The following is a 13,572-nucleotide window of genomic DNA, read 5'->3' on the forward strand; positions in this document are numbered from 1 at the left end:
GGGGGGGGGGGGGGTTTGGGGGGGGGGGGGGGGGGGGTTGGGGGGGGCCGGGGGGGGGGGGGGGGGGGGGGGGGGTGGGTGGGGGGGGGTGGGGGGGGGGGGGGGGGGGGGGGGCCCCCCCCCGGGGGGGGGGCCCCCCCCCCCCCCCGCCCCGCGGCGCGCTAGGTCGCGTCGCTGCTGTCGATGCCGAGGCCCGGCAGCAGGCCCGGGAGGATCGGCGGGATCGTCACGTCCGGGACCGGTGGGATCGGCTCCTTGTCGGAGGGGTCGATGCTCGGGCCCGTGTGCGGCGGGTTGAGCAGGTCGCCCGTGCCGCCGAGCAGGCCCTCGTCCTGGGGGGCGCCCGAGTGGGAGCCGGAGGGCTTGGGCTGGGCCGCGTCGCCGCCCGGCGCCGAGGGGCTGGCGGGGGTGGTGTGCGGGTGCTGGGGCGAGGCCGGGGCGGAGTGCCGTGGGGTGCTCGGGCCGCTGGATCCGACGGGGCTGCGCTCGGGGGTCCGGGGCAGCACCGACTGGAGCGGCTCGACCTCTTCGTCTATGGCGACGAACACGTCGTTCACCTGGTTGCCGACGTCGCTCAGCTGGACCGGGAGCCGGTCGCGGAGGCCGTCCCAGGTGGCCCGGTGGGACTGGGCGAAGGAGTTGAGCCTGGCCATCGGGCCGATCTCGCCGTCCCGCTCGTACGCCTCGCGCAGCAGCCGGTGGCCCTCGGAGGCGTCGTGCTTCATGCCGTCGAGGACCCGGCGGATCTCGCCGAGCGATTCGTGGTCGAGGTCGCCGGCCCGGCCGCGCTCCATCAGCCTGCGGGCCTCGCTCAGGCGGGTCGACGCCTGGTCGAGGTAGAGGCCGCCGCGGTCCGCGTCGTCGTCGGCCATCCCGAGCTTGATGTCCTCCATGCCCCGCTTGAGGCCGTAGAGGGAGTCACCGGGGAGGGCGTCGGAGCTCGCGGCGGCGACGCCGCTGAAGGCTCCGGCGGCCACGCCGACGGTGAGTCCGCCCGCGGCCAGCCCCTTGGTCCACCGGGACCGGGGCCGCAGCTTGCGGAGCGGGGAGGCCCGGTGCGCCCCCCGGCCGCTGGAGCTGCGCTGTTCGGGCACGCTTGGACCCGCGGCGGCGCCTCCCGCCGCGAACATGGCTTCCATGGCGGCGACGAGCTGCGCCCGTTGCACCACTTTGACCTCGGGGTCCATCTGCGGTTTCGGCAGTTCGCCGAGACCGTTCGCCAGGGCCAACAGCCGTCCCTGCCCGGCCGGTTCGGCCGGTGCTTCGGGCTGTTCGGCCGCCGCGCCCTGGGACGTACGGTCCTCCAGGGCCTGGGCGAAGGCGTTCGCCCGCCGGTGCGCCGAAACGTTCGCGATCACGGGCGGCACCTCCTCTCGTCATGACGGTCGACTCCCCGGGGGGTTCGGAAGGTTGCACACCTTGAGCGCTTCCACACGAAAGAGTGAGTGGAAGTGGACACGGCGTGACCACAGGGAGCCTGCATTTCGCACAACGAGCGGCGCGGCACTTGGGTTACGCGCGAAAGATGATCGGACCAGTGCGTCATCGAGCCGTCACCGACTGTGAGTTGGGTGGGGGAGTGGGGACATGGGGGGAGGGGGGTCGGGGGCGTCGATGCCGTCGGTGCCGTTGATGCCGTCGGTGGGGTGCGGGGTGGTGCGGGCGGCGGCGCGTGTGGGGGGCGCGCAGCGCTCAGCGGGCGTCGTCCGGGAGGAGGCGGGCCAGGGTGCGGACGGCCCGGTACTGGAGGGTCTTGATCGCTCCCTCGTTCTTCCCCATCACCCGGGCGGTCTCGGCGACCGACAGGCCCTGGAGGAAGCGGAGCGTCACGCACTCCTGCTGCTGCGGGTTGAGCCGGCGGACCGCGTCGAGCAGGGCGGCGTTGGAGAGCGATTCGAGGACGGATTCCTCGGGGCTCCGCTCGACCTCGTTGGCGTCGAGCATCTCGCCGGTGGTGACCTCGAGCCGGAAGCGGCTCGACTTGAAGTGGTCCGCGACCAGGTTGCGGGCGATGGTGACCAGCCAGGCGCCGAAGTCGCGGCCCTGCCAGGTGAAGGTGGAGATCCGGCGCAGGGCGCGCAGGAACGTCTCGCTGGTGAGGTCCTCCGCCGTCGCCTTGCCGCCGACGCGGTAGTAGATGTAGCGGTAGACCGTGTCGCTGTACTGGTCGTAGAGCCGTCCGAAGGCGTCGGCCTCGCCGGCCTGGGCGCGTTCGACCAGGTCCATCATGCGGGCACTGTCGCTGTCGGCGGTGGGCCGGCGGGCGGTGGTCGAGGTGCCGGCGCCGCTGCGGGTGCCCCTTCTGCCGACGGCGGCGCCGCTCTCGGCCAGGGCGTAGCAGGGCCCGGCGGGGGCCTGCCCGGCGAGGGCGGGTCCGACGAGAGCGGGTTCGCTGAAGGCGGTTGCGAGGCCGGCGTACGCGGTGGGGACGAAGCCGCGCAAACGGTCGAGGACCGTTGCGCGCAGCGTAGCCAGGCCCGAGGCGTCAACCCCGACGTGTGGGTACACGGGACTCCCAGAGGCAGAGCTTCCATCACGTGCAGTGCGGGACCGTTCACTCGTGGTGGCGACGTGAGGGTTCCGGTATGCGTCTGAGGAGAATAACGCTTCGTACAGGCAGCGCTACACCCAGTTGCTCAAATCATCGATTCAGTCGCATCTGTTACTGCTTGTGGTCGTGATCACTCGCACTTCGTGACCGGTTGTTGATCGGATTGCTTCCGACTGTGATCAACCGGGGGGTCGCTTATGCACGAGTGCGGTATGGGGGAGTGGCCGGAGCCGCTGCCGGGTAGGGAGCGGGGAACGCCCGGAGTCCTGGGTGTGCGGGGCGTGTTCGACCACGGACGGGTGAGCGCGGCTGGTCTCGGATTGTCGTGCTCGATCGCAGCCGAAACGTATCGGCATGATCCTTAAATCCGTTTCGCGACACGCCGTGACGGGCGGTGACGGCCCGGAAGTCCGGAACCCGGGTGCGCCGCCCGGTCGTTCAGCGGCGGCGGCGGTGCAGCGCGAGGGCCGCCGCCGTGCCGCCCGCGAGGGCGCCGACGCCCGCCGCGGCCGGGATGCCGACCTTGGCCGCCTTGCGGCCGGTCCGGTAGTCCCGCAGCCGCCAGTCCCGCGCCCGCGCGTGCTTGCGCAGCTTGGTGTCCGGGTTGATCGCGTACGGGTGCCCGACCAGCGACAGCATCGGGATGTCGTTGTGGGAGTCGCTGTACGCGGCGCAGCGGGCCAGGTCCAGGCCCTCGGCGGCGGCGAGCGCCCGTACCGCCTCCGCCTTGGCGGGGCCGTGCAGCAGCTCGCCGACCAGTCGGCCGGTGTAGACGCCGTCGACGGACTCGGCGACCGTGCCGAGCGCGCCGGTCAGGCCGAGCCGCCGGGCGATGATCGTGGCGGTCTCCACCGGGGCGGCGGTGACCAGCCAGACCTTCTGGCCGGCGTCCAGGTGCGCCTGGGCGAGCGCGCGGGTGCCGGGCCAGATGCGGTCGGCCATGTACTCGTCGTAGATCTCCTCGCCGATCGACATCAGTTCGGAGACCCGGTGGCCCTTGACGATGGACAGCGCGCTGTCGCGGGCGTCCTGCATGTGCTCGGGGTCCTCGACCCCGGCCAGCCGGAACCACACCTGCGCCCAGGCGAACCGGGCGAGTTCGCGGCGCTGGAAGAACTTCCGTTTGTACAGGCCGCGGCCGAAGTGGAAGATCGCGGCGCCCTGCATCACGGTGTTGTCGAGGTCGAAGAAGGCGGCGGCTCTGGTGTCGCCGACCACCGGGAACTCGGGCTCGGCGGCGGCCGCTTCGGCCGCGGCCGCGGCGGCGGCCTCCTCGCGCTCCTGCTCCAGCTGGGCGGAGGTCTTGCGGGCCGCCTCCGCGGCGGCCTCGCCTGCCAGGACGCTGCGCGCGGTGGCGGAGCGCCTACGGGGGGTGAGCCATCCAAGAGCGGCCATGCGGTGAGCATAGCCAGTCTGTTCGGTACTTCCCGACTTGTGAGGATGCCGTGGTGTGAACAGTGGGGGACTCCCCTGTTACCCGGGTCCTGTTATCCGGGTCCTGTCGCCCGGCCCAGAATGGACGGCATGTTCGGACGGACGAAGAGGAAGAGCGGCCCGCCGGAGCGCGGCCCGCGCACGGTGACGCTGATCGGCAAGCCGGGATGTCATCTCTGCGACGACGCCCGCGCGGTGATCGAGACCGTGTGCGCCGAGACCGGAGCACGCTGGGAGGAGAAGGACATCACCCAGGACGAGGAGCTGTACCGGGCGTACTGGGAGCAGATCCCGGTCGTTCTGGTCGACGGGGAGCAGCACACCTTCTGGCGGGTCGACGCCGGGCGGCTGCGGCGCGAACTGGGTGGTTGACCGAAAGACGGCTACCATCATGGACGTTTTGTTGGGTTTCGGGGGCGACGTCGTGAGGAGTGTGTGCGGTTTTGCCCCCATCGGGATTTCAACGCATGGGCGCGCACAGCGGTTCCACGCCGTCGCGATCCGGCCGCGTGACCCCGGTCACTTTGGCCAGACAAAACGGACACCATCTTTGTGCACGCGTTCACAAAGACATAGCCTGCATTCGACGGGGCGGTCTTGGGACAAATGGCCGCCTGCAGCCCCGCTCATCCCGCAGGAGCACCGTGGCAACTGGCCGAACTCACCGACCGGCGACCCGTAGCCGAGGAATTCCCGAGGCCACCGTCGCCCGCCTTCCGCTGTATCTGCGTGCCCTCACGGCACTCTCGGAGCGATCCGTACCCACGGTGTCGTCGGAGGAACTCGCGTCCGCCGCGGGCGTCAACTCCGCCAAGCTGCGCAAGGACTTCAGCTACCTCGGGTCGTACGGGACGCGCGGCGTCGGCTACGACGTCGAGTACCTCGTCTACCAGATCTCCCGCGAGCTCGGTCTGACCCAGGACTGGCCCGTCGTGATCGTCGGCATCGGTAACCTCGGTGCCGCCCTGGCCGGATACGGCGGCTTCGCCTCCCGTGGCTTCCGGGTCGCCGCGCTGATCGACGCCGACCCCGCCATGACCGGCAAGCCGGTCGCCGGGATCCCCGTGCAGCACAGCGACGACCTGGAGAAGATCGTCGCCGAGGACGACGTCTCCATCGGTGTCATCGCCACCCCCGCCGGGGTCGCCCAGCAGGTCTGCGACCGGCTGGTGGCCGCCGGGGTCACCTCGATCCTGAACTTCGCCCCCACCGTGCTTTCCGTGCCCGACGGCGTGGACGTGCGCAAGGTCGACCTCTCCATCGAGCTCCAGATCCTCGCCTTCCACGAGCAGCGCAAGGCCGGCGAGGAGCTGGCCGAGGCCGCCGCCGCGCCGGAGCCGACGGCGCAGGCCGCGCCGCGCTCCGCGGCGCGGAGCGCGGCGGCCGCCGAGGCCGGGGGTGCCGCCGCCGTGCCCGCCGCCGCCCGTGCCGCCGGGGAGACCGCCCGCAAGGGACCTGACGGGGACATGCCCGCGGTGATGCCCGCATGAGCCTCCTCGTCGTCGGCCTCAGCCACCGCAGCGCCCCCGTCAGCGTCCTGGAGCGGGCCGCCCTCTCCGCCGACGCCCGCGGCAAGCTGCTGCACGACACCCTCGCCGCCGAACCGGCCACCGAGGGCGCCGTGCTCGCCACCTGCAACCGCATCGAGCTCTACGCCGACGTGGACAAGTTCCACGCGGGCGTCGCCGAGCTGTCCACGCTGCTCGCCCAGCACAGCGGCGTCGGACTCGACGAGCTCACCCCGTACCTCTACGTCCACTACGAGGACCGGGCCGTCCACCACCTCTTCTCGGTGGCCTGCGGCCTGGACTCGATGGTCGTCGGCGAAGGCCAGATCCTCGGCCAGATCAAGGACGCCCTCGCCGTAGGACAGGACCTGCACACCGCGGGACGGCTCCTCAACGACCTGTTCCAGCAGGCCCTGCGGGTCGGCAAGCGCGCCCACAGCGAGACCGGCATCGACCGCGCCGGGCAGTCCCTCGTCACCTTCGGCCTGGAACAGCTCGTCGGCACCGACACCGACACCGACACCGCCTCCGGCCAGGACGTCGACACCTGGGCCAAGGGCAAGCGCGCCCTCGTCATCGGCGCCGGATCGATGTCGTCGCTCGCCGCCGCCACCCTGGCCCGCGCCGGGGTCGACGAGATCGTCGTCGCCAACCGCACCGCGGCCCGCGCCGACCGGCTCGTCCAGATCCTCACCGAGCCCGGCTCGACCGGAGTGGCCGCACGCGCGGTCGAGATGGTTGCCGTCGGCGACGAACTGACCCGTGCCGACATCGTCGTTTCCTGCACCGGCGCCACCGGCCTGGTGCTCACCGCCGACGCCGTCGAGCACGCCGCCGAAGGCCGCGCCCAGGCCGGCCGGGGCCCCCTCCACCTGCTCGACCTCGCGATGCCCCGCGACATCGACGCCGCCGTCCACCGGCTGCCCGGCGTCCGCCTCATCGACATCGAATCGCTCGCCGAGGCGTCCGCCGACGCCCCCATGGCCGCCGATGTCGACCAGGTCCGCACCATCGTCTCCGCCGAGGTCGCCGCCTTCGGGGCCGCCCAGCGCGCCGCCCACATCACCCCGACCGTGGTCGCCCTGCGCGCCATGGCCGCCGATGTGGTCGCCGGTGAGGTCGCCCGGCTCGAAGGCCGCCTCCCCGACCTCGACGACAAGCAGCGCGCCGAGATCACCCAGACCGTGCGCCGGGTGGTCGACAAGCTCCTGCACGCGCCCACCGTGCGCGTCAAGCAGCTCGCGGGCGAACCCGGCGGCGCCGGGTACGCCGACGCGCTGCGGACACTCTTCGACCTCGACCCGGAGACGGTCGCATCCGTCAGCCGGGCCGACCGAAACGACGGCGACGTCAAGAACCGAGGGCGAGTATGACCGAGAGGGCACTGAGGCTCGGGACCAGGCGCAGCAAGCTCGCCATGGCCCAGTCCGGACACGTGGCCGATGCCGTCCGGCAGCTGACCGGCCGGCCGGTCGAGCTCGTGGAGATCACGACGTACGGGGACACCTCCCGCGAACACCTCGCGCAGATCGGCGGCACCGGCGTCTTCGTCGCCGCCCTGCGCGACGCGCTGCTCGCCGACGAGGTCGACTTCGCCGTGCACTCCCTCAAGGACCTGCCGACCGCCCAGCACCCCGACCTGGTGCTGGCCGCGATCCCGCGCCGCGAGGACCCCCGCGACGTGCTCGTCGCCCGGGCGGGCCTCACCCTGGACACGCTGCCCGCCGGAGCCCGCGTCGGCACCGGCTCGCCGCGCCGGATGGCCCAGCTCAACGCGTACGCGCGCAGCCACGGCCTGACCATCGAGACCGTACCGATCCGCGGCAACATCGACACCCGGGTCGGCTATGTACGCAAGGGAGAGCTCGACGCGGTGGTACTCGCCGCGGCCGGACTCAACCGCATCGGCGGACCCGAGGACCTGACCGGCGCCCTGTCGGTCGAAGCCCTCAACGTCGACGCGGTCCTGCCCGCCCCCGGCCAGGGGGCCCTCGCGATCGAATGCGCGGCGTCCGACGCCGACCTCGTCGCCACGCTCGCCGAGCTCGACGACCCGTACACCCGGGCCGCCGTGACCGCCGAGCGATCCCTGCTCGCCGCCCTGGAGGCCGGCTGCTCCGCACCCGTGGGTGCGCTGGCCGACCTGCTGGCCGACGGCCCCGGTCACGGGCAGGTTGTCACCGAAATGCGCCTGCGCGGCGTCGTCGGCACCACCGACGGCTCGACGCTGGTGCAGCTGTCCACCACCGGTCCCGTACCCACCTCGCACGACGAGGCGGCGGCGCTCGGACGCGAACTCGCGCACGAGATGCTCGCCAAGGGTGCGGCCGGTCTTATGGGGGAGCGAGCACTTTGAGCCCCACCAGCCCGACCACCAGCCCCGTGTCCGTCGCCCTTCCCGGCCACGGTCACGTCACCTTCCTCGGCGCCGGTCCCGGCGACCCCGGTCTGCTGACGCTCCGGGCCGTCGAAGCCCTGGCCGGCGCGGACGTCCTGATCGCCGAGCCGGAGGTGCTCGACGTCGTCCGCGGCCATGCGCGCGCGGGCGTGAGCACGCCTGAGCTGACGGTTGTCGACGAAGCGTCAACAACCGTCGGGGTCCCCGTGTTGAGGGATGCGGCCAATCTTGTCATGGAGGCCGCGAGGGGCGGCAAGCGGGTCGTCCGAGCCGTCACCGGCGACCCCGGGCTCGACGGCAACGCGGGCGCCGAGATGCTCGCCTGCGCCTCCGCCGGCATCCCCTTCGAGGTCGTGCCCGGCGTCGCCACCGCCGTCGGCGTCCCCGCGTACGCCGGAGTCCCGCTCCGCGACGCGCAGGGCACCGACGTCCGCTTCGTCGACGCCCGCACCGCCGACGACCGCTGCTGGTCCGAGGTCGGCGCGTCCGACGGCACCGTCGTCGTCTCCACCACCCTCGACTCGGTCGCCGCCGCGGCCGGGGAGCTGGTGTCCGCGGGCCGTAAGCCGGACACCCCGCTCACCGTCACCATCGCCGGTACTACCACCCGCCAGCGCACCTGGACCGCCACCCTCGGCACCATCGCGCAGGTCTTCAAGCAGGGCAAGGTGCTCCCCTCCCCGGAGGGCCACCGTCCGGTGATAGCCGTGGTCGGCGAGCGGTGCGCCCCGGCGCAGCGCGACCAGCTCTCCTGGTTCGAGTCCAAGCCGCTGTTCGGCTGGCGGGTCCTCGTACCGCGCACGAAGGAGCAGGCCGCGTCGCTCTCCGACCAGCTCCGCTCCTACGGCGCCGTGCCCCACGAGGTGCCCACCATCGCCGTCGAGCCGCCGCGCACCCCGCAGCAGATGGAACGCGCGGTCAAGGGCCTGGTCACCGGCCGCTACGAGTGGATCGCCTTCACCTCGGTCAACGCCGTCAAGGCGGTCCGGGAGAAGTTCGAGGAGTACGGGCTCGACGCCCGCGCCTTCGCCGGGATCAAGGTCGCCGCGGTCGGCGAGCAGACCGCGAAGGCCCTGGTCGACTTCGGCGTCAAGCCCGACCTGGTGCCCAGCGGCGAGCAGTCCGCCGCCGGACTCCTGGAGGACTGGCCGCCCTACGACCCGGTCTTCGACCCGATCGACCGGGTGTTCCTGCCCCGCGCCGACATCGCCACCGAGACCCTGGTCGCCGGGCTCATCGAGCTGGGCTGGGAGGTCGACGACGTCACCGCCTACCGGACCGTCCGCGCCTCGCCGCCGCCGGCCGACACCCGCGAGGCGATCAAGGGCGGCGGCTTCGACGCGGTCCTCTTCACCTCGTCCTCCACGGTCCGCAACCTCGTCGGCATCGCGGGCAAGCCGCACAACGTCACGGTGATCGCCTGCATCGGCCCGGCGACCGCCAAGACCGCCGAGGAGCACGGCCTGCGCGTCGACGTCCTGTCGCCCGAGCCGTCCGTGCACAAGCTCGCCGAGGCCCTCGCCGAGTTCGGTCTGCGCCGCCGCGCCGCCGCCCTCGACGCGGGCGACCCGGTCACCCGGCCCAGCGAGCGCCGCCCCGGCGCCCGTCGTCGTCGTACGACCTGACATCACCCGACCGGGACGGGATCCAGTGGATCCAGTGGATCCGGCGGTACGGGGAAGGGCCCGGGTTCCTTGTCGGAACCCGGGCCCTTCCCCGTACCGTGCGGGCCTCCGCCGGGCCCGGCCCGGCCCCGGCACGGTGTCGGTAAACCGGGGGTACGCGCGGGCGTAGCCTCGGGGGATGACTTCGTACGGAAGCTTTCCCGGGGCGCGGCCGCGGCGGCTGCGGACGACCCCTGCCCTGCGGCGGATGGTGGCCGAGACGCGCCTCGACCCGGCCGATCTGATCCTGCCCGCGTTCGTCCGCGAGGGCGTCACCGAGCCCGTGCCGATCAGCGCCATGCCCGGCGTCGTCCAGCACTCCCGTGACACCCTGCGCAAGGCCGCCGTCGAGGCGGTCGCCGCCGGGGTCTCCGGCATCATGCTGTTCGGCGTCCCCGAGGACGCCAAGAAGGACGCCCTCGGCACCGCGGGCACCGACCCCGACGGCATCCTCCAGCAGGCGATCCGCGACGTCCGCGCCGAGGTCGGCGACGAGCTCGTGATCATGTCGGACCTCTGCCTCGACGAGTACACCGACCACGGCCACTGCGGCGTCCTCGACGAGCACGGCCGGGTCGACAACGACGCCACCCTGGAGCGGTACGCCGAGATGGCGCAGGTCCAGGCCGACGCGGGCGTCCACGTCGTCGGGCCCTCCGGGATGATGGACGGCCAGGTCGGCGTGATCCGCGACGCCCTCGACACCATCGGCAAGGAGGACGTGTCGATCCTCGCGTACACCGCGAAGTACTCGTCCGCCTTCTACGGCCCGTTCCGCGAGGCCGTCGGCTCCTCGCTGACCGGCGACCGCAAGACCTACCAGCAGGACCCGGCCAACGCCCGCGAATCGCTGCGCGAGCTCGCGCTCGACCTCGCCGAGGGCGCCGACATGGTCATGGTCAAGCCCGCCGGGCCCTACCTCGACATCCTCGCGAAGGTCGCCGAGTCGGTCGACGTGCCCGTCGCCGCGTACCAGATCAGCGGCGAGTACGCGATGGTCGAGGCGGCCGCCGAGAAGGGCTGGATCGACCGGGACAAGGCGATCATGGAGACCCTCACCGGCATCCGCCGCGCCGGGGCCCGCATGATCCTCACCTACTGGGCCACCGAGGCCGCCCAGAAGCTGGCCCACGGGATCCGATGACCCGCGGGATCCGATGATCTGATGCACCCTGGAGAGGTACGGCCGCCCGCTCCGGCGGTCCGACAGGTACCTCATCGGAGGTGGTCCTCATGATGAACACCCTCGTGGGCTGGCACGTCGAGATGGAGTTCCGGGAAGAGGGCGACCGGACCCGCGCGGCCGCCATGGTGCGGCTCGGCGACGGCACCGAGTTCCGGGCCCACGGGAACGCCAACCGCCACCCCTCGGATCCGGACCAGCTGCGGGTGGGCGAGGAGATCGCGGGCGCCCGCGCGCTCATGGACCTCGCCTCGCAGCTGCTCCAGAAGGCGCACACGGAGATCGACGACGCGTCGGGGCGCACCTCGCACCCGATCAACCGCTGACGAACCGGCCAGGACCGTAAGGTCCTGGCCGGTTCGTCGCTGGGTGGCGCGGTCCGGGCCGTCCCCTGTCCGGCCCGTCCCGCTCAGGACATCCAGTACACGCCGCTGCTCCGATACTCCGGTGCTCCGATACTCCGGTGCTCCGATACTCCGGCGCTCAGTAGACGAGCGCGTCGGCCAGGCTGAACTGCCAGTACGACACCTCCGCGTTGTCGTCGGCGTACGTGCCCGCCGGGGCCGGGATGGTGGTGCCGATCTCCCGGGTCAGGTTGACGCGGATCTTCTTGATGGTGCGCCCGTTGGTGTCGCCGCCCGGCTCGCCGGTCAGCTTGATCGACGCGTAGCCCGAGTAGCCGGGGAACAGCGTGACCACGGCCTGCGGCTTGCTGTCCTCCATGATCCCGATGGTCGCCTGCGGCTCGTCGAACCCGACGAACGGCGCGTTCATGACGTTGCAGGGGCGCTTGCTCACGTTGGTGACGGTGAGCACCACGTGGTTGATCGGGCGGCTCACCTTGCTGGCGACGATCTTGGTGTCGGCGATGGTGCAGAGGGTCTCGACCGGGCCGTCGTCCTGGCCGGAGGTGCCGGGCTTGGCGGGCTTGACGGGCTTGACGGGCTTGTGGGCGGCGGGCTTCGCCGGGGTGGTGGACGGCTTGGCGGCGGGCTCGGCGGAGGCGGAAGCGGACGCCGAGGGCTTGGCCGGGGCGGGCTTCGTCGGGGCGGCGGAGGACGGCTCCGGGGCGGGCGCCGCCGAGGTGGGCGCTTCGGCGACCTGCTTGGGCGCGGCCTTCGGGCTGTCCGAGGACTGGCAGGCGGTGAGCGCCAGGGACGCGGCGAGAGCGGCGACGGGCAGGGCGAGGCGGCGAGCGGTGATGCGCATGGTGGTTCCCCCGTGAGAAGTGGTCTGTGTGTGGTGGGTGGGTGCGGCAGGTGCGGTGCGCGGTACGAGCGCTGCGGGACTGCGGTACGAGTTGGGTCAGCGGGCGTTGAGCAGGGCGATCACGACCGCCGTGCAGGCGATGAGGACCGCGATGGCGACCATGTCGGTCACCCGTCCGTTCGGCATGACCACTACGTTGCGGGGCGGCGTGACCCGAGGGCAATCGGCACGCGACAATGGGGGACGCTGGAACGCTCACACCTGCCGTGACCTGGGGAAACGACATCCCCCTGGAATGCGTTCCTGGGATGCGGAACGAGCGAACGGGGGACCCTCATGGGCGCGGCGGACGGCTTCGCGGAGCGGATGCGCGAGCTGAAGGAGCGATCCGGACTCAGTTACGGGGTACTGGCCAAGCGCCTTCACGTCAGCACCTCCACCCTCCACCGCTACTGCAACGGCGACGCCGTCCCGGCCGAGTTCGCGCCGGTCGACCGGCTCGGCCGGCTGTGCGGCGCGAGCCGGGAGGAGCTGATGGAGCTCCACCGGGCGTGGATCCTCGCGGACGAGGACCGGCGGCGCGCCAAGGACGCGGGGGCGGGTGCGGGTTCTGGTCCGGCGGCGGGTGCGGTCGCCGAGGTGGTGCCGGTGGTTCCGGTGGTGCCGGTGGGGGTGCCGGAGCCCGCCGTGCCCGCGCCGGTACGGGAGCCCGCGCCCGAGCCCGTACGGGAAGCGGAGCCGGTACGGGAGACCTCGGCGTCCGAGCTCGCCGCCGACGGCGGGACCGTCCTCCTCGGTGGCGCCGAGCCCCCCGAGCCGCCGTCGGCCCCCGCGGCCTCCCGCAGGCGGCTGCGGGGCGCGCTCGCCGCGGCGGCGGTGGTCGCGCTCGCCGTGCCCGCCGCGTACCTCGTCGGTCTCGTCGGCGGCGGGGAGCCGAGCGGCGACACCAAGGGCGGCGGTACGGGGAGCGCCGACGCCAACGACGCCAAGCCGGGCGGTGACGCGCCGCTGAGCGTCGGCATCAGCTCGTACAACTGGGCGGCGCCCTGCGGGCAGTACTTCCTGCTCGACCAGCAGCCCGGCCACGTGCCGCCGCCGCCCCCGCCGCAGGACACCAGGAGCTGGGCGCGGTCGCTGGACGGCATCGACGGCGGCCATATGCAGCTCCAGCTCACCGTCACCGGGAAGACCCAGGCCCCGGTGGTGATCACCAAACTGCATGTGCGGATGGTGCAGCGGCAGGACCCGCTGGACCGGTTCGCCTACTCGGTGGGCGACGGCTGCGGCAGCGGCATCACCCCGCAGACCTTCGACATCGACCTCGACGCCGCCCGCCCGGTCGTCAAGGCGATCGCCGGGCAGGACGGCGACCGGGTGGTGCCCGCGAAGGACTTCCCGTACAAGGTCTCGACCGGCGACGCCCAGGTCCTCAACCTCGATGTGCACACCGAGGGACACGCCGCCGTCTGGTTCCTTGAGCTGGACTGGAGCAGCGGCGCGAAGAGCGGCCGGATCCGGGTGGACGACGGGGGCCAGCCCTTCCGCACCAGTGCGATCGAGGGCCGGCCCACGTACGGCTATCTGCCCGACAAGGGGCAGTGGATCAAGTACGACTGACCGTCACC

The 13,572-nt window shown here is 72.6% G+C and carries 12 protein-coding genes; 8 read left to right on the top strand and 4 right to left on the bottom strand.

Features of this window, described 5'->3' with window-relative positions:
* Positions 1-161 precede the first annotated feature (161 nt).
* The 3 genes from ACIPXM_RS16190 to ACIPXM_RS16200 all read right to left on the bottom strand — a co-directional run bounded on the left by ACIPXM_RS16190 (position 162) and on the right by ACIPXM_RS16200 (position 3,946).
* On the bottom strand, positions 162-1,358 hold the full coding sequence (locus ACIPXM_RS16190) for a DUF5667 domain-containing protein (RefSeq protein WP_401655573.1): 1,197 nt from the start codon (positions 1,356-1,358) through the stop codon (positions 162-164).
* Positions 1,359-1,692: 334 nt separating this feature from the next.
* Positions 1,693-2,508: an ECF subfamily RNA polymerase sigma factor, BldN family gene (locus ACIPXM_RS16195; protein WP_401655574.1), complete on the bottom strand. Its 816-nt coding sequence runs from the start codon at positions 2,506-2,508 to the stop codon at positions 1,693-1,695.
* Between the two features lie 481 nt (positions 2,509-2,989).
* Entirely contained in the window at positions 2,990-3,946 is a 957-nt protein-coding gene (locus ACIPXM_RS16200; protein ID WP_401655575.1) for an HAD family hydrolase, read from the bottom strand.
* Positions 3,947-4,066: 120 nt separating this feature from the next.
* Here ACIPXM_RS16200 and ACIPXM_RS16205 point away from each other — a divergent pair, with 120 nt between their 5' ends.
* From ACIPXM_RS16205 to ACIPXM_RS16235, 7 genes are all read left to right on the top strand, one after another.
* Complete coding sequence (locus ACIPXM_RS16205; protein ID WP_401655576.1) at positions 4,067-4,357, top strand: glutaredoxin family protein; 291 nt, start codon at positions 4,067-4,069, stop codon at positions 4,355-4,357.
* Positions 4,358-4,629: 272 nt separating this feature from the next.
* Complete coding sequence (locus tag ACIPXM_RS16210) at positions 4,630-5,475, top strand: redox-sensing transcriptional repressor Rex (protein ID WP_401655578.1); 846 nt, start codon at positions 4,630-4,632, stop codon at positions 5,473-5,475.
* The gene (locus ACIPXM_RS16215) at positions 5,472-6,866 is read left to right on the top strand and encodes a glutamyl-tRNA reductase (RefSeq protein ID WP_401655579.1); all 1,395 of its coding nucleotides are present in this window, start codon (positions 5,472-5,474) and stop codon (positions 6,864-6,866) included. Before ACIPXM_RS16210 ends, ACIPXM_RS16215 begins: the two co-directional genes overlap by 4 nt.
* The gene (gene hemC, locus ACIPXM_RS16220; protein WP_401655580.1) at positions 6,863-7,849 is read left to right on the top strand and encodes a hydroxymethylbilane synthase; all 987 of its coding nucleotides are present in this window, start codon (positions 6,863-6,865) and stop codon (positions 7,847-7,849) included. The genes ACIPXM_RS16215 and hemC overlap by 4 nt, the downstream gene beginning before the upstream one ends.
* Positions 7,846-9,516: a uroporphyrinogen-III synthase gene (locus ACIPXM_RS16225; protein WP_401655581.1), complete on the top strand. Its 1,671-nt coding sequence runs from the start codon at positions 7,846-7,848 to the stop codon at positions 9,514-9,516. Before hemC ends, ACIPXM_RS16225 begins: the two co-directional genes overlap by 4 nt.
* A gap of 178 nt (positions 9,517-9,694) precedes the next feature.
* The gene (hemB, locus tag ACIPXM_RS16230; protein WP_401655582.1) at positions 9,695-10,699 is read left to right on the top strand and encodes a porphobilinogen synthase; all 1,005 of its coding nucleotides are present in this window, start codon (positions 9,695-9,697) and stop codon (positions 10,697-10,699) included.
* A gap of 92 nt (positions 10,700-10,791) precedes the next feature.
* Positions 10,792-11,064 (top strand): DUF1876 domain-containing protein, encoded by a 273-nt coding sequence (locus ACIPXM_RS16235; protein ID WP_401656169.1) that lies wholly within the window; start codon positions 10,792-10,794, stop codon positions 11,062-11,064.
* Positions 11,065-11,221: 157 nt separating this feature from the next.
* Here ACIPXM_RS16235 and ACIPXM_RS16240 read toward each other — a convergent pair whose 3' ends face one another.
* Complete coding sequence (locus ACIPXM_RS16240; RefSeq protein ID WP_401655583.1) at positions 11,222-11,947, bottom strand: DUF4232 domain-containing protein; 726 nt, start codon at positions 11,945-11,947, stop codon at positions 11,222-11,224.
* Positions 11,948-12,283: 336 nt separating this feature from the next.
* Here ACIPXM_RS16240 and ACIPXM_RS16245 point away from each other — a divergent pair, with 336 nt between their 5' ends.
* Positions 12,284-13,564 carry a helix-turn-helix domain-containing protein gene (locus tag ACIPXM_RS16245; RefSeq protein ID WP_401655584.1) on the top strand — a complete coding sequence of 427 codons (1,281 nt, stop codon included), beginning with the start codon at positions 12,284-12,286 and terminating at the stop codon, positions 13,562-13,564.
* Positions 13,565-13,572 lie beyond the last annotated feature (8 nt).

Source organism: Streptomyces sp. NPDC090025 (assembly GCF_044748125.1).
GTDB lineage: Bacteria > Actinomycetota > Actinomycetes > Streptomycetales > Streptomycetaceae > Streptomyces.

What these genes read in the sequence shown, in the direction of transcription:
- ACIPXM_RS16200 (WP_401655575.1), bottom strand. Translation starts at nt 3,946, where the DNA reads ATGGCCGCTCTTGGATGGCTCACCCCCCGTAGGCGCTCCGCCACCGCG.
- ACIPXM_RS16205 (WP_401655576.1), top strand. Translation starts at nt 4,067, where the DNA reads ATGGACGGCATGTTCGGACGGACGAAGAGGAAGAGCGGCCCGCCGGAG.
- ACIPXM_RS16215 (WP_401655579.1), top strand. Translation starts at nt 5,472, where the DNA reads ATGAGCCTCCTCGTCGTCGGCCTCAGCCACCGCAGCGCCCCCGTCAGC.
- hemC (WP_401655580.1), top strand. Translation starts at nt 6,863, where the DNA reads ATGACCGAGAGGGCACTGAGGCTCGGGACCAGGCGCAGCAAGCTCGCC.
- hemB (WP_401655582.1), top strand. Translation starts at nt 9,695, where the DNA reads ATGACTTCGTACGGAAGCTTTCCCGGGGCGCGGCCGCGGCGGCTGCGG.
- ACIPXM_RS16235 (WP_401656169.1), top strand. Translation starts at nt 10,792, where the DNA reads ATGAACACCCTCGTGGGCTGGCACGTCGAGATGGAGTTCCGGGAAGAG.
- ACIPXM_RS16240 (WP_401655583.1), bottom strand. Translation starts at nt 11,947, where the DNA reads ATGCGCATCACCGCTCGCCGCCTCGCCCTGCCCGTCGCCGCTCTCGCC.
- ACIPXM_RS16245 (WP_401655584.1), top strand. Translation starts at nt 12,284, where the DNA reads ATGGGCGCGGCGGACGGCTTCGCGGAGCGGATGCGCGAGCTGAAGGAG.